This is a genomic window from Enterovibrio norvegicus DSM 15893 (genome assembly GCF_900115495.1).
Classification (GTDB): Bacteria; Pseudomonadota; Gammaproteobacteria; order Enterobacterales; family Vibrionaceae; genus Enterovibrio; species Enterovibrio norvegicus.
Map to the genome: position 1 here is coordinate 133620 of NZ_FOWR01000005.1, position 25736 is coordinate 159355.

20 protein-coding genes are annotated in these 25736 nt (G+C 46.9%); 6 read left to right on the forward strand and 14 right to left on the reverse strand.

Going from position 1 to position 25736, the window contains the following annotated elements; translation table 11 throughout:
* The first annotated feature begins 349 nt into the window (after window positions 1-349).
* The 4 genes from hrpA to BM082_RS04720 all read left to right on the forward strand — a co-directional run bounded on the left by hrpA (window position 350) and on the right by BM082_RS04720 (window position 7582).
* Entirely contained in the window at window positions 350-4252 is a 3903-nt protein-coding gene (hrpA, locus tag BM082_RS04705) for an ATP-dependent RNA helicase HrpA (protein ID WP_074925481.1), read from the forward strand.
* A 359-nt stretch (window positions 4253-4611) separates the two neighbouring features.
* Window positions 4612-5238 (forward strand): murein L,D-transpeptidase catalytic domain family protein, encoded by a 627-nt coding sequence (locus tag BM082_RS04710; RefSeq protein ID WP_074925483.1) that lies wholly within the window; start codon window positions 4612-4614, stop codon window positions 5236-5238.
* A gap of 257 nt (window positions 5239-5495) precedes the next feature.
* Window positions 5496-6380, forward strand: a complete 885-nt coding sequence (locus BM082_RS04715; protein WP_017011544.1) for a DNA ligase — start codon at window positions 5496-5498, stop codon at window positions 6378-6380.
* Between the two features lie 194 nt (window positions 6381-6574).
* The gene (locus tag BM082_RS04720; RefSeq protein ID WP_074925486.1) at window positions 6575-7582 is read left to right on the forward strand and encodes a LacI family DNA-binding transcriptional regulator; all 1008 of its coding nucleotides are present in this window, start codon (window positions 6575-6577) and stop codon (window positions 7580-7582) included.
* An 18-nt stretch (window positions 7583-7600) separates the two neighbouring features.
* Here BM082_RS04720 and BM082_RS04725 read toward each other — a convergent pair whose 3' ends face one another.
* Genes BM082_RS04725 through BM082_RS04740 form a run of 4 tightly spaced genes read right to left on the reverse strand, consistent with a single transcriptional unit; the run spans window position 7601 to window position 13522 of the window.
* On the reverse strand, window positions 7601-10516 hold the full coding sequence (locus BM082_RS04725) for an FAD-binding and (Fe-S)-binding domain-containing protein (RefSeq protein WP_074925489.1): 2916 nt from the start codon (window positions 10514-10516) through the stop codon (window positions 7601-7603).
* Window positions 10513-11268, reverse strand: a complete 756-nt coding sequence (locus BM082_RS04730; protein ID WP_074925491.1) for a LutC/YkgG family protein — start codon at window positions 11266-11268, stop codon at window positions 10513-10515. The genes BM082_RS04725 and BM082_RS04730 overlap by 4 nt, the downstream gene beginning before the upstream one ends.
* Window positions 11265-12710, reverse strand: coding sequence for a LutB/LldF family L-lactate oxidation iron-sulfur protein (locus BM082_RS04735; RefSeq protein ID WP_074925494.1), 1446 nt, complete (start codon window positions 12708-12710; stop codon window positions 11265-11267). The genes BM082_RS04730 and BM082_RS04735 overlap by 4 nt, the downstream gene beginning before the upstream one ends.
* A complete protein-coding gene (locus BM082_RS04740) occupies window positions 12707-13522 on the reverse strand; it encodes a (Fe-S)-binding protein (protein ID WP_017017218.1) in 816 nt (271 codons plus the stop codon). Before BM082_RS04740 ends, BM082_RS04735 begins: the two co-directional genes overlap by 4 nt.
* A gap of 179 nt (window positions 13523-13701) precedes the next feature.
* Here BM082_RS04740 and BM082_RS04745 point away from each other — a divergent pair, with 179 nt between their 5' ends.
* Window positions 13702-14652 carry a LysR family transcriptional regulator gene (locus BM082_RS04745; RefSeq protein WP_017013654.1) on the forward strand — a complete coding sequence of 317 codons (951 nt, stop codon included), beginning with the start codon at window positions 13702-13704 and terminating at the stop codon, window positions 14650-14652.
* Between the two features lie 90 nt (window positions 14653-14742).
* On the opposite strand, the gene BM082_RS04750 is transcribed toward BM082_RS04745, so the two are convergent.
* The 6 genes from BM082_RS04750 to BM082_RS04775 form a co-directional block, all read right to left on the reverse strand.
* Window positions 14743-15567 carry an HDOD domain-containing protein gene (locus BM082_RS04750; RefSeq protein WP_074925497.1) on the reverse strand — a complete coding sequence of 275 codons (825 nt, stop codon included), beginning with the start codon at window positions 15565-15567 and terminating at the stop codon, window positions 14743-14745.
* 136 nt (window positions 15568-15703) lie between these two features.
* Window positions 15704-16423 carry a DUF3581 family protein gene (locus BM082_RS04755; protein WP_017017220.1) on the reverse strand — a complete coding sequence of 240 codons (720 nt, stop codon included), beginning with the start codon at window positions 16421-16423 and terminating at the stop codon, window positions 15704-15706.
* Window positions 16424-16582: 159 nt separating this feature from the next.
* Window positions 16583-17032: an NUDIX domain-containing protein gene (locus BM082_RS04760; protein WP_074925500.1), complete on the reverse strand. Its 450-nt coding sequence runs from the start codon at window positions 17030-17032 to the stop codon at window positions 16583-16585.
* Window positions 17033-17333: 301 nt separating this feature from the next.
* Entirely contained in the window at window positions 17334-18962 is a 1629-nt protein-coding gene (locus tag BM082_RS04765) for a diguanylate cyclase domain-containing protein (protein ID WP_017011554.1), read from the reverse strand.
* Entirely contained in the window at window positions 18946-19380 is a 435-nt protein-coding gene (locus tag BM082_RS04770; protein WP_229491668.1) for a type 2 periplasmic-binding domain-containing protein, read from the reverse strand. Before BM082_RS04770 ends, BM082_RS04765 begins: the two co-directional genes overlap by 17 nt.
* 1 nt (window position 19381) lies before the next feature.
* Window positions 19382-20635, reverse strand: a complete 1254-nt coding sequence (locus BM082_RS04775) for a hypothetical protein (RefSeq protein ID WP_074925503.1) — start codon at window positions 20633-20635, stop codon at window positions 19382-19384.
* Between the two features lie 172 nt (window positions 20636-20807).
* On the opposite strand from BM082_RS04775, the gene cobB reads away from it, so the two are divergent.
* Window positions 20808-21524 carry a Sir2 family NAD+-dependent deacetylase gene (cobB, locus tag BM082_RS04780; RefSeq protein ID WP_074925506.1) on the forward strand — a complete coding sequence of 239 codons (717 nt, stop codon included), beginning with the start codon at window positions 20808-20810 and terminating at the stop codon, window positions 21522-21524.
* Window positions 21525-21625: 101 nt separating this feature from the next.
* Here the strand turns inward: cobB and BM082_RS04785 are convergent, their stop codons facing one another.
* From BM082_RS04785 to potA, 4 genes are all read right to left on the reverse strand, one after another.
* Complete coding sequence (locus BM082_RS04785) at window positions 21626-22669, reverse strand: extracellular solute-binding protein (protein ID WP_017011558.1); 1044 nt, start codon at window positions 22667-22669, stop codon at window positions 21626-21628.
* Between the two features lie 112 nt (window positions 22670-22781).
* Entirely contained in the window at window positions 22782-23552 is a 771-nt protein-coding gene (potC, locus tag BM082_RS04790) for a spermidine/putrescine ABC transporter permease PotC (protein ID WP_074925509.1), read from the reverse strand.
* Entirely contained in the window at window positions 23549-24403 is an 855-nt protein-coding gene (gene potB / locus BM082_RS04795) for a spermidine/putrescine ABC transporter permease PotB (RefSeq protein WP_017013648.1), read from the reverse strand. The genes potC and potB overlap by 4 nt, the downstream gene beginning before the upstream one ends.
* Entirely contained in the window at window positions 24390-25526 is a 1137-nt protein-coding gene (gene potA / locus BM082_RS04800; RefSeq protein ID WP_017011562.1) for a spermidine/putrescine ABC transporter ATP-binding protein PotA, read from the reverse strand. The genes potB and potA overlap by 14 nt, the downstream gene beginning before the upstream one ends.
* Window positions 25527-25736 lie beyond the last annotated feature (210 nt).

Consider the following 25736-nt stretch of genomic DNA (forward strand, 5'->3'; position numbering starts at 1 on the left):
CGCAAACAGCACACGTAGACATTTGCATGATGGTGCTGAATGGCGTTCACAGCATAACTATGTGGCTTTTCTATTCGGTTCACAACAGAAGAGATATTTACGTGGAGCATAGAAATTCTTTACTGTTATACGGTTGAGAAATTATTGATAAAAATGAGGTTTCTATAAGACCAATGCTTGGGTTTAAGCCCTAGGCGTGCAAGGAAGGGGCAAAATCAGAATGGTGGGGCGTTTATCGTGGACTGTGATAGAATTGAGCCAATTTTGACATGGTATCTCAGCATTCATTATTGCCGAAAACATACCATCCTCAGCTATTCATCCATTTCAGCATTTCTTGGACAACGTTTTGACCGGTTCAAATCATCAAAATAACGCAAAAACTCTGTTCTCCGCGCTAGACGACTGCATGATCAAAGACAGATTTCGTCTGAGCAAGCGTATCAAAGGGGCGCAACGCATTAATAAAGACGAAGCCCGTCAGGCCGTCTTTGAAGAAATCGCCATTGATATTGCGCGTTCAATGCAAGTAAAACTGCGACGCCAATCTGCTACACCAAAGATTTCCTACCCTGAATTATTGCCCGTTAGTCAGAAAAAAGATGACATCGCGGAAGCCATTGCCAACAACCAAGTGGTTATTGTTGCGGGTGAAACAGGTTCAGGTAAAACCACCCAGCTACCTAAAATCTGTATGGAGCTTGGTTTAGGGATATCGGGCGTGATTGGTCATACTCAGCCACGTCGACTTGCAGCGCGCACTGTCGCAACGCGTATCGCGGAAGAACTTGAAACCGAGTTAGGTAAAACCGTCGGTTACAAGGTTCGATTTAATGACCAAGTGTCTGACGAATCGAGAGTGAAGCTGATGACAGACGGTATCTTGCTGGCAGAAATTCAGCATGATCGTTTCTTAAATCAGTATGACTGCATCATCATCGATGAAGCCCACGAACGCAGCTTGAATATCGACTTCATTCTTGGCTACCTCAAACAGTTACTGCCGAAACGCCCCGATCTAAAACTGGTTATCACATCAGCCACCATCGACCCTGAGCGTTTCTCAAACCACTTCCGTGGTGCGCCAATCATTGAAGTATCAGGTCGTACATATCCGGTAGATGTGCGTTACCGTCCCATTGTGGATGACAGTGACGACACCGATCGCGATCAGTTACAGGCCATTTTTGATGCCGTGGACGAACTTCATGCAGAAGGCCCCGGCGACATTCTGATTTTCATGAATGGCGAGCGGGAAATCCGCGATACCGCTGATGCGTTGACCAAGCGTAACTTGCGCGGTACGGAAATTCTGCCCTTGTATGCGCGTTTGTCCTCAGCGGAACAAAATCGTGTGTTCCAAACGCACGGTGGTCGTCGCATTGTTTTGGCAACAAACGTCGCGGAAACCTCGTTAACCGTGCCGGGCATCAAATACGTGATCGACCCAGGTACTGCGCGTATTTCACGTTACAGCTACCGCACCAAAGTACAACGCTTACCGATTGAAGCCATCTCGCAAGCGAGTGCGAATCAGCGTAAAGGCCGTTGTGGTCGTGTATCAGACGGCATTTGTATTCGTTTGTTTTCCGAGGAGGATTTCCTTTCTCGCCCAGAATTTACCGATCCTGAAATTCTACGTACTAACTTGGCGTCCGTAATTTTACAAATGACGGCCATAGGCCTTGGTGACATCGCCGCTTTCCCGTTTGTTCAGCCACCGGATAGTCGTAATATTCAAGACGGTGTGCGTCTTCTTGAAGAGCTTGGTGCACTAAAAGAAGGTGGAAATAAAGAAGACGCAAAACGCCTGACGGACACAGGGCGTGCTTTGGCGCGCTTGCCGATCGATCCGCGTTTAGCGCGAATGGTGCTGGAATCCGCACGTTTGGGTGCGTTGAAAGAAGTGATGGTGATTGCGTCTGCGTTGTCGATTCAAGATCCGCGTGAGCGCCCATCAGACAAGAAACAAGCCTCTGACGAGAAGCACAGCCGATTTAACGATAAAGAATCAGACTTCGTCGCGTTCGTGAACATGTGGGACTACATTGCCGAGCAACAAAAAGCACTGTCAGGTAATCAATTCCGTCGTCAGTGCAAGAAAGAATATTTGAACTATCTGCGTGTACGCGAGTGGCAAGACGTGCACTTCCAAATTCGTCAGGTCGTGCATGAGCTTGGTTTTAAAATCAACCAAGAGCCCGCAGATTACCAAGCGGTTCATACTGCCTTGATGGCTGGTTTGCTTTCTCATATTGGCTTGAAAGACCAAGAGAAGAACGAATACCAAGGCGCACGAAACGCACGCTTCGGTGTTTTCCCAGGTTCCGGCCTTTTCAAAAAGCAGCCGAAGTGGGTGATGGTTGCAGAGCTGGTTGAAACCTCTAAGTTGTGGGGCCGTGTTGCTGCCAAAATTCAACCTGAGTGGGTCGAGCCATTAGCCAAGCATTTGATCAAGCGAAGCTATAGCGAACCACATTGGGAGAAAAAACAAGCGGCCGTCTTTGCGCATGAAAAAGTCATGTTGTACGGCATTCCCATCGTGCCAAAGCGCAAGGTGAATTACAGCCACATTGATGCTGTACTTAGTCGCGAAATCTTCATCCGTTCTGCACTTGTAGAAGGGGACTGGGAGACTAAGCATAAGTTTTACCACCAAAACCGTAAGTTATTGGCGGAAGTGGAAGAGCTAGAACTTAAATCTCGTCGCCGCGATATTTTGGTGGATGATGACACGCTTTATGGTTTTTACGATCAACGTATTGACCATACCGTCGTGTCAGGCCGTCATTTCGATGCATGGTGGAAGAAGGTCAGTAAGAACGAACCTGAAAAGCTGAACTTCGAAAAGAACATGCTGCTGGCCGGTGATGCTAGCCATGTCACCGAGTTGGACTACCCGAACTTTTGGTTCCAAGGCAACCTGAAGCTGCGTTTGAGTTATCAGTTCGAACCCGGCGAAGATCATGATGGCGTGACTGTGCATGTGCCATTGCCCGTGCTCAACCAAGTTGCTCCAGAAGGGTTTGATTGGCAAATTCCAGGATTACGCCATGAGTTGATTGTTGCGTTGATTAAGTCGCTACCAAAAACGTTACGACGTAACTTTGTGCCCGCGCCAAACTATGCGTCTGCCTTCCTACAGCGTGTTACGCCAATGGAAATGCCGCTGCTTGATGCGTTGGAACGAGAGTTGAAACGCATGACCGGTGTGACAGTGCTGCGCGAAAACTGGCAACCCCATCAACTTCCTGAGCACTTAAAGATTTCGTTCCGCGCGGTAGACCATAAGAACCGTAAGCTAAAAGAAAACCAAGATCTCTATGCATTGAAAGACAGCTTGAAAGAGAAGGTGCAAGAAACCCTTTCTCAAGTCGCTGATGATGATATTGAACAACAAGGCTTAACGACGTGGAGCTTCGGTGCATTGCCTCAAATGTACACGCAAAAGCGCGGTGGCTTTGAAGTGAAAGCCTTCCCAGCGATTGTTGATAACAAAGACTCGGTGGGTATCAAGCTTTTCGAAACGGAAGATGAACAACAGCAAGTGATGGCGCAAGGTCAACGCCGATTGATCTTGTTGAACGTGCCGTCTCCGATTAAATATCTTCACGACAACTTGCCGAACAAATCGAAACTTGGTTTGTACTTTAATCCATACGGGCGCGTGTTGGATTTGATCGATGATTGCATTGCTTGCGGTGTGGATAAACTTGTTGAATCGCAGGGCGGGTTGAAGTGGCAATCTGAAGACTTCAACGCACTCAAAGAAGTCGTTCGCGGCGAATTGGGTGACACCGTGGTGGATATCGCTAAGCAAGTGGAACAGATCCTGACGACAGCGTTCAACATCAACAAGAAGTTGAAAGGCAAAATCGACTTTACCATGGCATTTGCGATGTCTGATATTAAGGCGCAAGTCGATGGATTGATCTTTAAAGGCTTTGCGACTGAATGCGGTTGGAAACGCTTGCCTGACATTCAGCGCTACTTAAATGCGGTTGAGCGTCGACTCGATAAGCTGCCTGTCGATCCTAATCGAGATCGTTTACATATGCTGAAAATTGAATCTGTCAGCGGTGATTACAAAGAGCTGTTAAACAAGATCCCGAAAGGGCAAAAAGTGCCAACAGTAGTGAAAGACATTCGCTGGATGATTGAGGAGCTTCGTGTGAGTTTCTTCGCTCAGCAACTCGGTACGCCTTACCCAATTTCAGATAAGCGCATCAAGAATGCCATTAACCAAATCTGATTACTTTACACTCATGTATTAAATATGAGTCACGATTATTAATAAATAGAAAGCCAGCGCCCGCGCTGGCTTTTTCACGTATTCCCTCTGTGGCAAGATTCCGCATTCACAAGAAGCAAGGCGGCAAAGACAAGCCGTTCACGTTGTTTTCTTGTGTTTGGTGTCCAATGCGCAGAGAAGAATGGATCTCCCTTCAGTATCTAATTCATTGAATTTTTATATGTAATTCATGTCATACATTGCTTAAGCGCTGTTCTGGCACGGATTTTGGTACTTATTACAACAAAGCGGCAATCCCAAACCATATCGGGTAAAGGCATTGCTTTGTTGGGTTTAGTATCATTTTTTAAGGGAATACCATGTTTAGGGCATTAAACGCTTTTTGTGCGCTGACGTTAATCGCATTTTCTACCTTGATCTATTCAGGCGCCGCGGCAGCAAGCCCATTGTCTGATGCTTATAGCATGTACAACCAACTCGGCATTAAACATGAACTGTCGTTTGATAAATTTGCCGACGCTTATAACCATTTCAAGTTCAGTAAAAGCGCGAGACCGGTGTTTACACTGATCGACTACGGTAAGCCATCTTCAGAGAAACGCTTTTGGGTGTTTGATGTGGCAAAACGTAAAACCCTGTTCTCCTCGTATGTCTCTCACGGGAAAAACAGTGGTCATCTCTACGCGAAGAAGTTTTCAAACCGCGTGAATTCGCATCAAACCTCGATAGGTGTCTTCCGCACCAGCGAGACCTACTATGGCAAGCACGGGTACTCTTTGCGGTTAGATGGGCTGTCGAAAGGGGTGAACGACAACGCGAGACGCCGCGCTATCGTGATCCATGGTGCTGCCTATGCGAACCCAAAGGTGATATCGAAAACAGGCCAGCTTGGACGTAGTTGGGGGTGTCCCGCTTTGCCGAGTTACTTATCGAAGAAAGTGATTAACGTCATTAAAGACGGGACTCTCATCTATGCTTATGCCTAGACGCTAATATAGAGAGATAAGCTTAAAGAGATAAGCATAGAAAAAAACATAGAAACAAGCAGTTACCCCACACATGAGAAAGGCGCGTATCGAGAGAACGCGCCTTTTTTCTGTATAGAAATGCAACCAGCCTTGTTGTGCTTCAAAGACAATCCCAATCCTGCCGCCCTAACTAGAGTCTGTCCCGCTTGAAGATAACATTGCCTTTCGATAGGTGTTGGTGTGTTTGTCTAGATCAGTGAGGAGGGAAAATACCCATGAAGCAAGGTGTTAGCATAAATGTGTTGAGCGCAGCGTTATTGAGTGCGAGCCATGTTCACGCAGTTGAAACCGTCAGTGAACAATCTTACCTGCCATTGCTCGCGATGGATTACGAGCAGAATGAGACGAGGAACTGGTCTCAGTTCGTCTACAGTGAAAAGCTTGATGGTATTCGCGCTTACTGGACAGGGGAGCGTCTGGTGACGCGCAAAGGAAATGAGATTCATGCGCCTCAATGGTTTGTTGAAGTGCTGCCACCATTTCCTGTCGAAGGCGAACTGTGGGCTGGTCGAGGCAAGTTCGAGCATACGCTGTCTGTGGTGATGGATGACACACCCAACGAGTTAGAGTGGAAAACCCTACGTTTTATGTTATTTGATGCTCCAAATCACCAAGGAAATTTCTCACAACGCACCCAGGCTATTGAACAGTATTTGAACGCTGTGCCTGCGCTACTCGAGAAAGCGCATGGGCACGTTGCATTGATTCCTCATTTTCCCGCGATAAGCGATGCGAACATTCAAGCGGCGCTGAGCAATCTTCATGCTCAGGGCGCAGAAGGCATCATGCTGCGCAATGCTGATGAAATCTATATTCAAGGCAGGGATGTCAGCCTGCTTAAAGTAAAGATTGCCCAAGATGCCGAAGCAGAAGTCATCGGCTACGTTGAGGGAAAAGGGAAATACACCAACATGATGGGTGCAATCATTGTTCGTATGGCAAATGGGAAAACCTTCAAAATTGGTTCTGGGTTTAGCGACAAACAACGGGAAACGCCACCATCAGTAGGCAGCAAAGTCACATATCGCTATAACGGGTACACCAAGTACGGCATTCCAAAGTTTGCACGATTTGTACGCATTGATAAAACCAAGCAGTAACTCGCTACCTAATACCTTTATCTCGCTTCATTGCGGCGTGTTTTATCCATCGACACTTGTTGGCATTTAAGCGAGCGCGTTTCTCTCTACGTTACCCGTCACACTTCCATCATTGTTTGTGGCGAAAGCGGCTATCTGTTCAGAAACTTAAAGCAGTAAGCATTGAAGAAGCGCGTGTACAAGGAGTAGGTCGAATGCAAAAACCTCGTCGTCCCACCATGCAAGACATTGCGGACCACGTTGGCGTGACCAAAATTACAGTCAGTCGATACCTGCGTTCGCCTGAAAAGGTGGCACCTAAGACTGGCGAGAAAATTGCCGCCGCGTTGGAAGAGATCGGTTACATCCCTAATTGCCTGCCAAATATACTCTCTAACCAATGCAGCCAAACCTTGGGGGTTATTCTGCCGTCGTTAAGCCATCCCGTATTCCAAGGTGTGATTCGTGGAATCGAGAGTGTGGCGGAAGAATCTGGGTATCAGTTGATGTATGCCCAATACGACTATGATCAAGCCGTTGAAGAAAAGCGGATTGAGACACTGTTGGCTTTCAATGTGGATGGTTTGATTTTAGCAGGATCAGACCACTCGGCGAGAAGCCAGAAAATGCTCAAAACCGCCGGTGTGCCCGTGGTTGAGATGATGGACGCAAGCGAAACCTCCTCTAAACCGTCTGTAGGCGTCGATAACACGTTCGCCGCACGCTCTATGGTCACTATGATGATTGAACGTGGTTATAAGCATATCGTTTGCTTGAGTGCGAAAAAGGGCATATTCACCCGAGAGAAAACACAAGGCTATGTCGACGCCATGGAGAGCCATTCGCTCACGCCTCGCAGTTTGGCAGCCAAATCGATGTCATCGGTCTTTCTCGCGCGCCAGATGACACGAAAAGTGCTTGAGCGCTACCCAGAAACGGATGCGTTTTTCTGTACGGACGATGAGATCGCGGCGGGGGTGCTGCTTGAGTGTCAGCGACAATCCATCAACGTGCCTGAAGACATCGGTATTGCTGGCGTACATGCACTCGACATCGGCCAATCCATGATGCCGCGATTAGCCAGTATTGTGACACCCGACCGCCAAACCGGTGAAAAAGCCATGCTCTCTTTACTTGCGCAAATACAAGGCGTACCGCACCGAACGGCACCGCTTGAATTTGAGTTGGATGAGGGAGAAAGCCTTCTCCCTGAATTTGTTTAATCGATGTCAAACGGAGACTTACATATTTTCTTCTAATGCTTCTCGTTCTTTCTGCTTTTTACGGCTGATAGAGGTGACGCCAGTCGTCGTTGCATCGAGCAAATAGAGAATTGAGCGGTAGGGAATACCGCTGTGTCGCGTCAGGCCAATTTCACAGGTTCGGCTGTTGCTAAAACCTTTGGTGCAGCCTTCGGGTATTTGTTCTTTCAACGGTGCGGTTGCTGATGCATTCAACTCCGGGGTAAAAAAGCCTTTATCGCCTGCAAAGCCACAGCATTCAATGTGTTCAGGCACAACGACATGTTTCGCGCATCGCTTGGCGACTTTTTCAAAGTTTTCCGCCAACCCCATACGGCGCGTGCTGCAGGTAATGTGCAGCATGACGGTGTCATCGATCGGCGTAATATCCAAATCATCAAACAAATACTGCATGATGAACTCTGACGGCTCGAACACGTCTAGGGGGAAAGTCAGCCCTTCAAGGGTCAGTTTTTTACAGGGACTGGTATCCATTAGGATTGGCCATTTACCCAATTCGCTGGCTTGCCACAGTGCAGCTTCAAGTCGGTAGCGTTTGTCTTTACTGATATCTATCATGCCTTTGCTGTCATACGGCATGCCGCAGCAAAGGTTGTTAACCTGTTTAGGCAGAACCACTTGATAGCCCGCGCGCTCTAGTAGTGACACGGTCACTTCGGTAAGGCTTCTTTCTTCCTTGCTGCCAACTTCATTGCCCATACTGCGACTGGCGCAAGAGGGGAAATACACCACTTTCTTTTGTCGACGCTCCGGGCTCGCTTTCAATCGATATGCATTGGGTGACGGAAAGGCAGCGTGCCATTCTGGCGTGCGTTGGTTTGTCAGGTTTCTCAGACCATTCACAGTCCTGTCTAACGCTTTCTCACCCAGTGTATTTTGAAGCAGCTGATTGGTTTTTAGGCTTATCTTGGTCAAGGATGTAACCGTTGAGAAATGCTTTGCAGTCCAACGCGCTATCGGCTGGTAGCTTTGGTATTTTTCGGTGCGGATCTGTTTAATTAAATCCCCGGTGTTTATGCCTACCGGACAGCGCTCTGCGCACAAACCCGTTGCGGCACAGGTATCGACACCCAAATAATCAAACGTCTTTTTCAACTCTGCTTTTTTGGCTTCGTCTGCATTCGGGGTGTTTTCGAGCCGCTGTAGCTCGCGATACAGCACAATGCGTTGTCTCGGTGACAAGGACAAGGTTCTTGAGGGGCAAACCGCTTCACAGAAACCACATTCGATGCAGCGGTCAATTAAGTCATCGGCCTTGGGCATGGGTTTTAAGTGTGTGATGTGGGCGTTCGGATCGTCATTGATGATCACGCCTGGATTCAGCAAGCCATGAGGGTCAAACAGTGCCTTAATCCGTTTCATTAAGCCGTAAGCATCTGAGCCCCATTCTAACTCCACATAGGGTGCCATATTGCGCCCAGTGCCATGCTCTGCTTTTAGAGAGCCTTGGTATTTCACAGCGACAAGTTGTGCCACTGCATCCATGAAATTACCGTAGCGTGTTATTTCACGTTGCTCATCAAACCCCTGGGTAAACACAAAGTGCAAATTCCCTTCAAGCGCATGACCAAAAATGATGGCTTCATGGTATTCAAAGTCGTCAAACAAGGTTTGTAGCTCACGTATTCCGTTTGCAAGGTGTTCAACGGGAAAGGCCACATCTTCAATGATGACGGTGGTACCGGCTTCTCTTACAGCACCGACGGCAGGGAACATGCCTTTTCGGATCCCCCAAAGCGTGCCAACCGTATGCGCATCCGACGTAAACGCCACTTGATAGGGAATGCTATATGCCGTCAATACATCCATGATGTGCTCGCATTGCGTCTTCAGCGTGTTTTCATCGCTGGCGCGCGATTCAATCAACAGGGCGCAATGCTCTAGATTCAACAGCGGCATGAAGTCAGGCATGCCGGCTTTATCGGCGACTGATCGAAGGGCGCGCCCATCCATCATTTCGACGGAAGAGACGGGGCATTGCGATAAGGCTGTCACGGCGCGAGAGGCACTTTCAATATCTTCAAACACCATTAGCGCGGACGCTTTGTTCGGATGCTCAATCACGGTGTTGTAAGTAATGTCAGCGATAAACCCGAGTGTTCCCTCAGAACCGACCATTAAATGGGTTAACACGTCGATCGGGTCGCTGAAATCAATCAGTGCATTTAACGCATAGCCTGTTGTGTTTTTTAGTCTGTATTTGTGTGCAATACGGGCTTTCAATTCTGGGTTGTTTGATACGTCCGTACACAGTTGCCGAACGCCATCAATCAAATGGGCATGAGATGTCTTGAATGCGTCGATAGAGTCGGGGTTTTCCGTGTCCAACAGCGTACCGTCTTGAAATACGATCTTCATTGCTTCGACGGTTCTATACGTATTTTGCGCCGTGCCGCAACACATACCACTGGCATTGTTGGCGGCGATGCCACCAATTTTGCAACTGTTGATGGACGCAGGATCAGGGCCGATCTTGCGTTGGAAAGGGGCGAGGTAGCGGTTCGCGTCTGCCCCGATTACGCCTGGCTGTAAACGAATCTGCTCCCCGTTATTGAGAATGTCATGATGTCGCCAGTTATCCGTCAGTGTAATTAATACAGAATCTGTGACAGCTTGGCCTGACAGGCTTGTTCCCGCAGCGCGAAAAGTAAAAGGAAAGGCAAAGTCGCTGCAGGTTTTGATGATAAACAGAATGTCACCAAGATCGTCAGCTTGGACAATCACCTGTGGGATTAATCGATAAAAGCTCGCATCTGTGCCATACGCTAATCGCTTTGCTTCATCTGTAATGACACGAGATTCAGGTAAGCGTTGTCGTAACGTGGTGAGCAAGGGTGCGAGGGCACGTTTGCTTTGTTGTTCTTGTTCTTTTTGCGATTCTCGCGTGTTACTCATGGTTGCTCCTTCACCACAAAAACAATGAGGCGCTTGGGTCCGTGTGCGCCGTAGGCCAGCGTTTGTTGTATGTCTGCTGTTTTTGATGGCCCAGAAATCAGTAAAAGGTTGGTCAATGGATCTTCTGACCAGTTTGCCCTTGTCCAAGTGGCGGTTTCCATCAGTGCGCCAAAATTTGCGACGATGTCGCGCTCACGGATGATAGCAATGTGCATAGGCGGAACCAGTGATAAAGCTCTCGGTTCTTCTTCGCCCGTTAACAATACCAAGGTACCTGTGTCTGCAATCGCGTCTGGGCACACAGACAAACCTGCTTCGATGTCATGAAATAACGCCGATTTAAAGGTCTCTATGTCTTGGTCATATTTCGTCACAGTCATGGTAGGACAAGCCGCATTGAGGGCACTGGCCAATGAATTTGTTTTCCCTACCACCAATCGAGACACCGATTCTGCATTCAAACAGTCAACGAGCGCAGATTCTAATGCGTTCGCTTCAATGTGATGTACTTCAGCATGGCTAGCAGCGATTGTATCTCTCAAGCGCGCGCTTAACATGTCACGATTGTCTGAATGCCAAGGTTGCCAGTTGATAGATTGTTCCGCGCATTGGGAGGCTCCGTCAGTAGGCTTATCGATGAAGGCTGACTTGCTGGCATTTAAACGAGAAAAGATACGTGCACGCGCCGTTGATTCTGATGCAATAGATTCTGATGCGATAGGTGCTGATTTAGAGGATGCTGACGAACTCATTGCGTGTCTCCTTCATCTTTCGCTTTTGCCTTTTGCGCAAGCAAGGTTTTCAATGAGGTTTTAGCGAGTGTTGGCTTCACACGGCATTGCGTCCAGTTCCCGATGTGATGAGGAATCAAGCCATTCATGTGACGGGCTGTATCTAATGCGCCGTGATAAACGGAAGGGTGCGTCGCAGCAAATGCAAAGCCCTTTATGGCCGCTTTCTCTATGGCGTTCTTCCCTGCGTCTTGTCCTTTCAGCGGCGCGTGGTTCGCTTGGGCTTTGTTTTTCGATTCCTGACGTAACCGTTGTAACAATGCAGGGATAGGAATACGAACAGGACACACTTCTTCACATGCACCGCAAAGGCTGGATGCGGTAATCAAAGACTGGGTTTCTTTGATGCCTATCAGATGTGGAGAGATGATCTTGCCAATCGGGCCCGGATACACAGTCCCATATGCGTGGCCGCCAATGCGCGTATACACGGGACAATGATTCATGCACGCGCCGCAACGGATACATTGCAGGGTTTTACGCAATTCCTCGTCTTGATAGGCCTGAGAGCGACCATTATCAAGCAACACCAAATGTACCTGCTTAGGCCCATCGTGCTCGTGATGTTTACGGGGCCCACTGATCATATTGAAATAGGTCGTGATGGCTTGCCCCGTCGCGGAACGTGTTAATGCGCTGTAGAGCGGGGGAATGTCACTCAGACACTCCACGACCTTCTCAATACCTGTGATAGCGATATGAACGTCAGGAATCGTGGTACACATTCTTCCATTGCCTTCATTTTCGACTAAACACAGTGTGCCGGTTTCAGCGACAGCAAAGTTAACGCCTGACACGCCAATTTCAGCGTCTTCGAAGGCATTACGAAGCATTTCTCGTCCCGTTTGGATCAGAGAATCAACGTCTGTCGTGGGAGCAAAACCATCAATATTGTGTTCGAACGTGTCTGATACTTGTTGTTTGTTTTTATGGATGGCAGGCATGATGATATGTGAAGGCGTATCGCCATCGAGTTGGACAATGTATTCGCCCATGTCGCTTTCTAAGCAGCGGATGCCACGTTTTTCCATGTCATGATTAAGGCCAATTTCCTCACTCACCATGGATTTTCCTTTTACGAGCAATTGCGCGCATTGTTCTTGGGCTATTTCCGCAAAGATATGATTTGCTTGCTCTGCATTTTCTGCCCAATGCACCTGAATACCATTTCGAATGCAGTTGGCTTCAAGTTGTTCCAACAGCTCAGGCAGCTTTTTCAGACAACGTTGTCGAATCGATTCGGCGAGATCGCGCACCGCTTTTTCTTCGTCAGCATCAGGGAACGCGTCTTTGCGTTTATGTCGAAGGTAATCCATCGCTCCATGGAAGTTTAGACGCAGTTCCTTATCGGCGAGGGCATCTTGTGCTTGTGGGTGAAACATCTCAGGTTGGGAATGACTCATGCGTTCACTCCACGGTGTTTTGCGTTCTGGCTGTATGCCTCTGATGAAGCTTCATGGCTTTTTAATCGCTCAGCGAGAAAGCGGGCGATGTGTTTCCCTTTGAATGGTTGTCTCTGGTATTCGAGCGCGCCGTTGATGTTCAACATGCATCCCCAATCAGCACTAACAAGTTGCTCTGCACCCGTGTTGAGAATATGTCGGGTTTTATCATCCACCATGGCTTCACTGATATTGGGGTGCTTGATAGAAAACGTACCACCAAATCCGCAGCATTCTTCTTCATAATCTGCCGACGTCACGTTCACGTTAGAGAGTTGACTGAGTAAATGTGCTGTATGCGTGTGAACGTTCATTTCACGCCGCGCTGCGCAAGAGGTATGCACAACAACAGATGTGGCGTCGCCTTTATCCGCTAATTGAACATGGCATACGCTGGTAAGGAACTCGGTAAATTCAAAGACACGCTCTGAAAAAGCGAGAGCGTGCTGGTGCAGGGGATGATCACGAAAGATCCTCGGGTAATGATGCACCATCATTCCGCCACATGAGCCAGAAAGGATGACGATAGGAATCGGCTCGGGAAACAACGACATTTGATGCTCAGCGACAGTGCGTGCTTCTTCGGTATAACCTGACGTGTAAGCAGGCTGACCACAACAGGTTTGTTTAGGCACATATTCCACCTCAATGCCTAACTGCTCAAGCAGTGCAACGGCATCAATCCCTGTTTCGGGGTCAAACATATCAACAAGACATGTTGCGTAGAGATAGACCTTGTTAGGTTTATGCGGATAGATCCGAGAAATGTGCATGTATCATCCTTATACATCTAAACATTTATACCCAAACAGCCTGAACCTTTATTGTTCATGTTTGATAGTTACGTACTGTGACAGAGCGCGGCTTCATACGATCAATTCAGCTTAGAAGATTGGCATTGGCGAATAAATGGCATTAAATGAATTAATTCTTTCCAAAAAGCGAATAATAAATGAAAGCAGATGATGTGATTTTGTTTGCCAACGTTGCCGAGCTTGGCTCATTCAAGTTGGCAGCTGAAAAATACGATTTGGCGTATTCCGTTGTCAGTAAGCGTATTCGTCGATTGGAAGATGATCTGAACGTCCAGTTATTGCACCGAACGACCCGGAAACTTTCTCTCACTGAAGCGGGTGTTTCACTGCTTCCAACCGCAAAGCAGATGGCACTCCTCACACAAGATGCTGTTCAATCCGTATCAACGATACGCGAGACAATGAAAGGGCACTTACAGGTCTCAGTGCCCACCATTTCTGGTGATTTACTCTTGGCGGAATGTATTGCTGATTTTTGCCATCAACATCCAGGGCTGAACATTGATGTGACTTTGAGTAATCGGTTTGTGGATTTGATCGATGAAGGGTTCGACCTTGCCATTCGAACGGGCTATCTCGAAGATTCCAGTTTGATCGCGCGTCACCTTATCGATTCGCAATGGATTGTATGCGCGTCACCCACGTATTTGGAACGGTGCGGACAGCCATCAAGCCCTGATGCGCTGGTGGATCATAATTGTCTGCATTACACCTATCAATCTACGGGCGCAGCGGATTGGGAATTCTTCTCTGACGATAAAATGGATAACATCGTCTCTCAGCCCACTTATAAAGGTCAGGGCAAAGAGAAGCGTATTGTTAGGGTGTCCGGTAACTTCTCCACAAATAACGCGGCTGCGTTACGCAAAGCGGCGCTGGCGGGGTATGGCATAGTCTATGTGCCAAGGTGTTTGGTGTACCACGATTTACTCAACAGCGGCTTGATCGATATTTTCCCGTCACTCGTTGCCAAGCGGCTAGGGATTTATGCCATTTACCCGTTTACGCGCCATCCTTCCAACAAGGTAAAAATGCTGATTGAACATGTTCGCGACAAATACCAATCTATGTCGCATTACTTCTTATGATCACATCACGCCGTTAAGCGAAAAACACCATTAAAAAACCGCCAACAAGGCGGTTTTTTAATGGTCGGCAACAAGTGCGTGACTGAATCTCTAAAGCAATTGATTCGCCATGTCTTTACCGATGCCACGATTATTATTAATGAGCTCAATTAAGTCCTCATTCAACCCAAGCATGCTGTATTCAAGCTGGTGATTAAGCCATGTGCGTTTGTCATCACCTTCCGCGAGATCATCCCACTCTTGGTCGGTTTTACGACAAAGGTTAATGATGGCGGCAAGTTGTGAAAAATTATCGCCCTGTACGGCACCAAATTGATTTTCAATGGCATCTATCAAAACATCTGAAAACTTCCAGGTCTTGGCAAGTTGACCGCCAAGTTGAGCGCTGTCGGTATCGAGCACGATTTGTTGCGCCTCTGGCTTGGTTTTACCCGCTTCCATGTGCAGTTCAACTTTCTGCGCTTTGTCGGGGTAAACGGTATATATCAGGAGATCACCGATGTTATGTAACATACCCGCGGTAAATGCTTCGTTTTGGTCAATTTTTAGTTCTTTAGCAATGACTTTACTCAGGGTAGCCACTTCAAATGTCGTGCTCCAGAAACTATTGGGGTCGAGACCCTCAATTTTAGGGAAGGCACTCATCAACGCAGATGCCGTTACCAATGTGCGGATGGGACCAAGCCCTAATCGAACAACCGCATCGTCGACTGATGACACTGTTCTGCCTCGTCCAAAGTGGGCCGAATTAGACATTCTTAGTACTCTGGCACTAATGACTTGTTCGAGAGAAATTTTTTGAGCGATCTGGTTAAGATCTGAGCTTTCGCTGTTCACCAAATTCATTAATTCTTGAACGACTTTGGGGATTTTTGGAAGCTTATCTACATGGGCAAGTAACGATTGGTTAGACATATTCAACTCCAGCGCGGGTAACTTAAGTTAAATATAGAACATCGTCTCAGAAATGTTAGCCACAATTCAAAAGTAAGACATTGAACAGTAAACAAAACCCCGTGGTATACGGGGTTCAATACGTTAAAACAAATACTTAGGCAGGAAGTGCTGAGAGGAACTCTGATTTGCGGCTGTTAAATTTCTCGACTAAATCCTCAACGGCTCCAGTTTCAAACGCTTTTAATCCGCTACACACCATTTTTTTCTTGCCTTCGCCAATGACTTCACCATTTTCTTTAAAACAAAAAGACAGGGTGACAGTGCCGCGCTTTCCCGCTACGTCCATACGAGAGTCGGTCAACTCAACCGTTGGAGATTGGAAATCAAGATGGTGGAAACTCAGTTCCATGCTCTCGTAAATCACGAGCGGGCGATCAGGGTTAATCATCATGCCTGACGCTTCCATCAAAGGCACCATGATGTGAGGGAAGTTCATGCCAGAAAACTTCACGTAGTTCTCGGCAACCTTCGCAGCAAGTGCTTCGTTTTTAATGTTTTCGCCAGAACGTGCCATGGTGAGATAACATTTGTCATTACAATCAACCACTGACAGGTTTCCGCTTTCGCCTTCTTTAATTTCAAGGCCGAGGTTATCTGAAATCATGCCTGCAAACGAAATGTGCATATTCTGACTAATACCCGCCTTCGCGAGTAATACAGAAAACAGCAAATCACCCGGGACACAGAAGCGTTTTGATTCTTCGTCGTGGATAGGGTTGAAGTCACCCGCAACCAATTTGGCGAAATGGCTTGCTTGACGGCGAGTGAAAACAAATTGACCGTTTTCTAAGTTGTAATAGTTAGTTAGCTGCATGATAAAGAAATTAAATCTTCCTTTGTTAATCTTGTCGGGCATTGTAACTGAGTGATAAGACATGAATGGTCTAGCCAGTTACGGATACCTATAGGCTGACGGCATTATCGTTATAAATCTGTACATATTGTAAGACTTGATATGCGTTGTAAGCGTCAGCTAAAGAATATGGCCTTGGTATATCCCATTAAATGCCCTCTTCTGGAAAGCAGGCACCATGGATTGAGGGAAAAATAACAGGTCTTGAAGCTGGTCTAAAGGCATCCAAACACTGCCTATCTGATCTTTGTCTAATTGAGACGGCGTTTCTATTGTTTGGAATCCGTTTGCTTCCACAAACAATTCTATTTGATGTAGATGCTCTGGCAGATAGGTTGTCTCCAGTTTGTCAGCAATGACCTCTCGTACAAAGAGAATATCCCCCATTGTGGCTGTACCGCCTGTTTCCTCAAGAAGTTCGCGCGCAAACGCCTGATCCAGCGTTTCATTATGTTGAATACCGCCACCAGGAATGATGTACCAAAGGCCGCGTTCATCTCTATGTTCTGCCAATAGAATTTTATCGTCTTGATAGCAAACGGCTCTGACCGATACCCGCAGTGATTTCATCCATGAGTCCTTTCTATTGCATGTGTACCTTGTCCTTACTGTTACACAAGAACCATTCCAGACCAAATGAAAGAGAAGGCAATCCCTTTGTTAAACAGCGCATCTAAACGTCGGCCACGTTTGAGGCGGACGAAAGATGAAAAGGTCTTTCGCTAGATAGAAAGGTAGATAAGCAGATAGAAAGGTGAGATCTAATTAGCCGTTTCTGCTATTAACGGAGGAGCAAGACTTTGAAGTGGAGCAGCGGCACAGAATCTGTTAGTGGCGCTATAACCCGAATCGATGAAGGCTAACAGGGCTACTATTTACTTAGTGAAGCGGTACTCTCTTCTTTCTGGTAGAAGCGATAGAAGTTTTTACCGTTGTTCTTCACGTAGTACATGGATTCGTCTGCTTGTTCAATCAGGGCGCCTACCGCTTGTTCATTTTGAGGGTACAAGCTAATGCCGATACTAGACCCGACGGATGTGGTTTGCTCATGGCCAATATCGATAGGCAATTGAACTTGTTGTTGTAAGTCAGAGGCAACATCACTCACTGCCGTCTCATACGTTGGGTTATAAGAGAATCCGATCAAGAACTCATCGCCGCCCCAACGTGCCACAACGTCAGACCCTCTAAAGAACTGTTTAATGCGGTTAGCCACCTCAATAATGACTTTGTCACCGGCATCGTGGCCATAGGTGTCATTCACACGTTTGAAGCCATCAAGGTCAATCATGAGTATTGCGAAGTACCGTTTTTTCTTATCGGCATCAATCAAAGAGTTTTCGAGTTTGGTCATGCCTGCGCGACGGTTAAGCAATTGGGTAATAGGGTCATGCTCAGCTTCGTAAATTATGTTCTGTTCACGCTCAGCGCGTTCTGTAATGTCATATAAAACGATCTCGACCAAACTGTCATCGGGATTATTAATGTCTTCCACTTTCGAGAACAAGCAATGCACCCAACGATCGGCGGCGCGTACTTTATGTCTTAGCTGGATATCAATGGCGGAGAATTGATTGCCCGGTTTCACCCAGAACTCTTCAATGAACTCCTGAATTTCCTGGGGGTCATTGAAGTAGGTGGTGAAATCTGTTTTTGTGAATCTGTCGGTATCAACAATAAAGGTCTGTCCCAACAATCTCAGCAACGCGGGGTTCGCGACAATGAGTTGGTTGTTAGCATTGAGTAAGCCAATACCTGCACTCGCACGCTCAAAGATAAAACGAAACTTCTTAGAAAGGTTCTCTGTTTCTGCGCGAAGTTCTCTCTCATTGTCGATCTGGTTGTTCACGGCATCTAACAGCACGTTAATGTCATCGACCAACGCACCAATTTCGTTTCGCTTGTGCGCGGAAGGGACGTCAATTCGGCAGGAATCGCCTGGCGTGATCTGGTGAAATCGATTTGCAATGTTCTTCATAGGTTCCGTCAAAATGCGGTTGACGATAACCAAGGTAAGAAGCGCAATCAACACGGAGTAAACGACCAACACTGTTGCTTGAATATTTGCCAGAGAGACGGCGTTGTCTTCGATGTAATCTTGATTTGGGTATACAAGTAAATCACCAACAACGTCTGTCGAGTCGAAGGGGGACATAATAGGAAAAATGACGGCCGTTTCTGTGTGAGATTTTGTTACTGGATCTTCAAATGACGCTGACAGTCCGTCTTGGCTCGTTAACCGTGCCGCTGAAATAATGTCATTCGCCTCAAGGCCTCGAAGCACTTCTTCTGCAAGTTCCCTGTTTCCAAGATAGAGCGCGATAGAAGCGGTTTGTTCTACCGTTGTAATGATTTGTCGAATTTGGCTACGGGAACGGTCAACCTCTTGATGATAAGAGAGATAGAACCAAAGCACCGAGGCAATCACGGCAAATATCATTGCGCCGCTAGCAACACCTGCTGCAACGCGTATGTGAATTTTCTTATTGAGGATCGTCAAATCTGTATACCACTTTAAGTCCTGGCGTGACGCTGTTTTCATGCAAGTAAGCGATGGCGTTGGAATTTCCTTCCACATACATCACTACATCTTCTGAAGAAGATTTCGCCGAAGGAGGCTCAGCTTTGCCGGTAAATAACAACCTTGCCCAGTACGCATTGATTTGCGCGACTGACTTGCCCACCAATTGTCGGTAAAAATCTTCACGTTCAGGGCTATTGTCAGGGAGATCTGTGGTATTGACGACGCGACCGTCTGGATAAGAGGTATATCTTCCCATGTAAAGATCGATGACTTGTCGTGTTGAAAGCGATGCAACGGGATTGTCTTTATTAACAACCACAACTAACCCTGCGTGTGCTGATGGAAGCCACGCTAGCCAATATATTGTGAGTAGTGCTATTAGATATTTCTTCATATCAGAACACAAAGCTCAGGCTAACAGAGTAAGTATCAATGAAGTCAGGCACAGAAGCGGTTAATCCACTCGCTGTTGTAGACCACCCACCAATGCGGTTGTCGATCAACCATGTTCTTTCAATTTGTCCTTTCAAAGCCACGTTTGCGTTTACGTCGTAACGCATACCAAATCCCAGCGTTTCTTGATTAACAATTCGTGCTTTTAGGTTTTGATCAATAAGGTTAAACCCAGTAGCGATATCAGGGATGGCGAGTGACGTAGTTGGGGGAGAGGTAAGTTCGTAATATCCGCCGACGGATTTCGCTTTGGATAAAAAACCAAACACGGTAAAGCTATCAAATACTCGACCGACACTGGTATAACCCGCCGCCAAATCGGGGAAGAATGGCCAGTCTGTGTCGGTGTAACTCAACTCTGCTTGTACGTTCCAATCTCCTGACTCATAGGACGTTCCAAGTGAGTAATACGTAATGCGTGTGTCTACGAACCTAAAGTCTTCCAATGTGGAAGGAAGGCTTGGCCATAGAAACTGTGGAAGGGCTGAAAGGTTGGAAGTGATGGATAATGAAGGATCGCCTTCTTTCACTTTTGTTGTGGTTGCAGAACCAGAGAAAAGCCAATTATCAACTTCATACGTTAATTTTGTGCCGAACAAAGGACCCAAGGTCACTTCGTAGGGGTCATTAATGGTTTCTATGGTTACGTTGGATTGCCCTCCAAAAAAGCGGGCTTCCAATATGCCATCGCCAAGTGAATAACGAAAAGCAATGTCTGCACCATCCATGGATGCAATAGGAATTGCGGAATAGAAATCTGTGACGGGCTTTGTCCATAAATATGCAAAGCCCACATCTCGGTATTCTGAGAGCATGTAGATAGGCGTTGCTATTCTGCCCACACGAAAAGAAACATTGGGTGAGAACTTGTAACGAAGAAACGCCCATGAGATTGATTTATCGATATCATTTTCAATGCGATCTTGCAGAACGCCTTGCACAACTGCGTCAATGTTGTCTGTAATTGTTGCGTTGATTTGCAGACCGAGCGCAGAGCCAGGCTTCAAACTTGACTCTCTATACAAGCCTTCTTTGGAGAGGTCATATTTGAGGCCAAAGTTATCGGTGCCAGAGTCAATCACACTCACCGTACCAAATCCACTCACGCGCACAGCGTCTTTCGCAACAACAGGTGCTACTAGCAATCCTGCAAGTGCAAAACATGGCAATGTGAGTAGGCGTTTTCGGCTCGGCATAAAGGATTTATCGAATTTGATACATTTTTTAAATATAAGACATTTTTCGATTTTTTCTCGTTAATTCACTGTGCGTTTTAATGTTCGACTATGGTCTAGCGTCTAGATCCTGTTTTGCTAAATCTAACAATGTTATAAAGGTTTTAAACGATAACGAGAAAGGAAGCTCAAGATGCAATTTCCACATCGAAACATTGTGGTGTTAACAGGAGCGGGGATTTCAGCGGAATCAGGCATTCGAACGTTTCGCGCGCAAGATGGGTTATGGGAAGAGCATAGAATTGAAGACGTGGCGACGCCGGAAGGGTTTGCGCGTGATCCCGCTTTGGTTCAAGACTTCTACAACCAACGTCGTAAGCAATTGCAGTCAGGCGTATCGCCAAATCCTGCCCATGAAGCACTCGCAAAACTCGAAAGAGAGCTTGATGGTAGCGTTACGATCGTGACGCAGAACATCGATAACCTCCACGAACGTGGCGGCAGTGAGAACGTGATCCACATGCATGGTGAGTTGCTAAAAGCCCGCTGTAGCCACTCGAATCAAGTCTTGGATTGGGTAGGAGACATCGCAACAGACGAAATGTGTCATTGTTGTCAGATGCCTTCACCGATTCGCCCTCATGTTGTTTGGTTTGGTGAAATGCCTATTGCGATGGATCGTATTCACACAGCACTGGTACAGGCTGATCTGTTCATTTCCATTGGTACGTCAGGGGCAGTGTACCCCGCAGCAGGGTTTGTTCATGAAGCGGCGATTAACGGCGCGAGAACCATAGAAATCAATCTTGAACCAAGTGCGGTAGAAAGCGAATTTGATGAAAAACGCTACGGAAAGGCAAGTGTGCTTGTTCCTGCGCTGGTGGAAGAACTGCTTGCATTGAGTGATTGAGCGTAGGATTTACATTAACGTGTTCGTGTTTGGCAAACTTCAAACAACAAAAAAAGCGGCTTAAAAGCCGCTTTTTCTATTTTGCTGGTGGCGTAATGAGATTACTGACCGGCTTTTAGTTTTTGGAAATACTCTTCATAAAGCACGTTCGCTTCACCTACAGAGCTTTGCCATTCGCCTTTTTCCATCACGTCTTGTGGTGGGTAAACGCTTGGATCGTCTTTGAACGATTTTGGCAGCAGAGGGTATGCGGCTTTCACGGGTGTTGGGTAACCAATTTCAATCGCAAGTTTTGCTGCGTTCTCTGGGCGCAACAAGAAGTCGATCATCTTGTGTGCCGCTTCAGCGTTTTCTGCGTTTGCTGGAATCGCAAGGTTGTCCATCCAGAAAATCGCGCCTTCTTCAGGCCAAACGATGTCGACTGGTGCACCTTCGCTGCGTGCAATATAAGCAGAACCATTCCACAACATACCGAGTGCTACTTCACCCGCCATGTAAGGGTTAGCTGGGAAATCAGAGTTGAATACAAGCACGTTCGGCATGATTTTTTGGAGCTCTTTGTATGCCGCTTCAATTTCTTTCGGATCAGTGGTGTTCGCAGAGTAGCCCAGCTTGGTTAACGCGATATGGAAGAACTCACGCGCATCATCCATCATCAGCAACTGGCCTTCATACTCCGGATTCCAAAGATCAGCCCACGCGTGCACGCTGCTTTTTTCCATCACGTCAGTATTTACGCCGATACCCGTCGCGCCCCAGATATAAGGGATTGAGTATTCGTTGTTTGGATCAAAAGGCTTGTTCAGGTTGTTGGGATCAAGACCATCAAAGTGGCTTAGCTTCGTCTTATCAACTTTCTGAAGCATGCCTTCTTTGCGCATTTTCGCAACGTAGTAGGTTGAAGGTACAACAAGGTCATAGCCTTCAGGGTGGGTTTTGAGCTTGGCATACATGCTTTCATTTGACTCATAGGTTGAGTAAATGACTTTGATGCCTGTTTCTTCGGTGAATTCTTCGAGCACTTCGGTAGGGATGTACTCTGACCAGTTATAGAAATACAGCTCATTGTCTGCAGCAGATGCAGCACCAGAGAAGAGGGAAACGGCCAGAGAGCTTCCTAGCACAAACTTAGACCAGGGTTTCATCGATAACTCCTGCAGTTTTACTTTGGATTGATTAACAAGAATAACGGGTGGAAAACTCCACCCGTGACTGAAAAATGCAAAAACAATGCTGAATCTTGAGGTTCAGTCGTTGTTAGCGCACCTTATCGCGAGCCAGCAATTGCGAACAAATTACTAGCGCAAGAGAGACGACCAACATGAGGGTTGCGAGTGCGTTCACTTCTGGAGAAACACCGACTTTTACCATTGAGTAGATTTTCAACGGTAAAATTTCATAGCTTGGTCCAGTCACAAACGAACTGACGATCACGTCATCAAGAGAAAGGGTAAAGCTCAATAACCATCCCGCAGCAACCGCAGGGGCTGCCAAAGGCAGAATGATTTTTGTCAGAATTACCCATTCGTTTGCGGCCAAGTCTTTCGCTGCTTCAAGCATGCGAAGGTCAAAGCCATTCAAACGGCTGTATACGGTCACCACAACAAACGGCAGACAGAAGGTGATGTGAGAAAGCAGAAGGGTAAGGAAACCCAATTGCGCGCCCAACAACACAAACAGTGCCAGCAATGAAATCGCCATGACGATGTCGGGAGACATCATAACTACGAATAGCATGCCATTCACAAAGCCTTTGCCACGGAAACGGTAGCGATAAAGCGCGACCGCTGTCAGGCTACCAATAACTGCTGCTGCGGTTGCTGAGAAGACAGCAATGGTTAGCGAGTTACCGGCCGCTTGTACCAAACTGTCGTTACTTAGAAGTTGGGTGTACCACTTCGTGGTAAACCCTTTCCATTCCATACCGAATTTACTTTCGTTAAACGAGTTAACGATAAGAATGATGATAGGGATGTATAAGAACGCATAGACCAGCGACATGAAGCCAGTCTTGAAAAAACGACTCATTCCAGCTCCACCTTCTTGTTAATCAGCTTACCAACACGCCAATAGGCAAAGAGCATCAGACCCATTAACACCGTCAACGATATACTCGCTGCTGAACCGAATGGCCAGTCGCGTACGTTGAGGATTTGGCTCTTAATCACATTACCAATCAGCAGGTTCTTCGCGCCGCCCAATAGGTCAGACACATAGAACATGCCCAGTGCAGGCAATAGCACCAACAAACAACCCGCGATAATACCCGGTGTTGTCAGTGGAAGAATGACCTTCACAAACGATTGGAACTTGCTCGCGCCGAGGTCTTTTGCTGCTTCTAGGTAGCTGTTATCAAGTTTCTCTATGCTTGAGTACAACGGCAGGATCATGAACGGCAGTAGGATATAAACCAAGCCAATCATGACTGCATATTCGGTGTACATAATGCGCAGAGGTTTCTCGATCAAACCCAGCGTTAGTAATCCTTCGTTCAACAGCCCCCGCGTCCCGAGGAAGATTTTCAAGCCATATGTACGGATCAAGGAGTTAGTCCAAAACGGAACAATCACCATGAACAGCATGAACGGACGCATCCTCTCCGGCATACGCGCGATAACGTAAGCGAACGGATAACCAATCAACAAACAGAGCAGGGTGGCGATGGCAGCCATGTAGAACGAGTGCCAAACCACTTTTGCATAGAGAGGGTCCAACAGCTTGGCATAGTTGCTCAAGGTGAAGGTCATCTCAATCAAGTTTGCATCATCGCGAGTCAGAAAGCTGGTGATGATAATCATCAAGTTCGGAATGAACACGAACAACAGCAACCAACTCACAATGACGCCAATAATGGCGTTTTGGAGATTAAGCTTCTTCATCAGGCAGTACCACTTCCCAGCTTTCAACCCAGGTAATTGCAACTTTCTGATCCAATGAGTGGTCAACGTCTGGATCGTCTTCGTTGAAGAATTCGCTCACCATGACAGATTTGCCAGATTCAAGCTCAAGCACAGAATCCAGCGTCATGCCTTTGTAGTTACGTTCACGAACGTAACCCACGATACCGTTTACGGTTTCGCCAGCGCTGTTGACAGATTCACTGCTGTTAATTTCTTCAATACGAAGATCTTCAGGACGAAGAAGAACTTTAATGCGGTCACCTTTCGCTACATCAAGTTTGCAATAAACCTGACATTCACGGCTTTCAACAGTCGCTGTGATGCGTTGTTCGTCAATACGAGCAATCACATCTGCATCGAACACGTTGATTTCACCGATGAAGCGCGCAACAAACAAGTTTGCTGGTTCTTCATAGATTTCACGCGGCGTTCCGTCTTGCACAACATTGCCTGATTGCATCACGATGATGCGATCTGACATCGACAAGGCTTCTTCCTGATCGTGAGTAACGAAGATGAACGTAATACCAAGCTTACGTTGAAGCTGTTTTAGCTCCATTTGCATTTGCTTACGTAGCTTGTAATCCAACGCTGAGAGAGACTCATCAAGTAACAGGACTTTTGGCTTGTTAACAACTGCGCGTGCGATTGCGACACGTTGTTGTTGACCACCAGACAGTTGATGCGGCTTGCGCGGAGCGAACTTCTCAAGTTGTACCATACGCAATGCTTCCATCACGCGCGGCTCGATCTCGCTTTCATTGACCTTCTGCATACGCAGGCCAAATGCAACGTTTTCGAAAACCGTCATGTGTGGGAAAAGCGCATAGCTTTGGAATACGGTATTGACGTGACGATGCTCTGCGGGGATAGCAGTGACATCTTGCTCATCGAGGATAATTTGGCCATCGTCTGCATCTTCAAGACCAGCGATCAAGCGAAGTACTGTGGTCTTGCCACAACCTGACGGGCCTAGGATTGTCAAAAACTCGCCGTTGTTAATCTCAAGATCAAATTTAGAAATGATCTCTTTACCGTCAAAGCTCTTACAAAGACCTTTAAGTTGAACAACGGGTTTCTTGTTTGGCTGTGTTGCGTTCAATTCTACTCTCACTCCTTACACCACGGGCGATTAGCTAGAAAATTCCCCTAAAAAGTAGACGGCGCATGATAGACGTGCGAACCATGAAGTTAAAGCGTTTTTTTCCTTTTTAATGGCTTATTTTCATCAGAAAACCACTTGATGACGATGAGGGCGGAAATCGGCGTTGGATTCCGCAGCCAGCCTCGCTTGTTCCCGTGTTCGACAAAC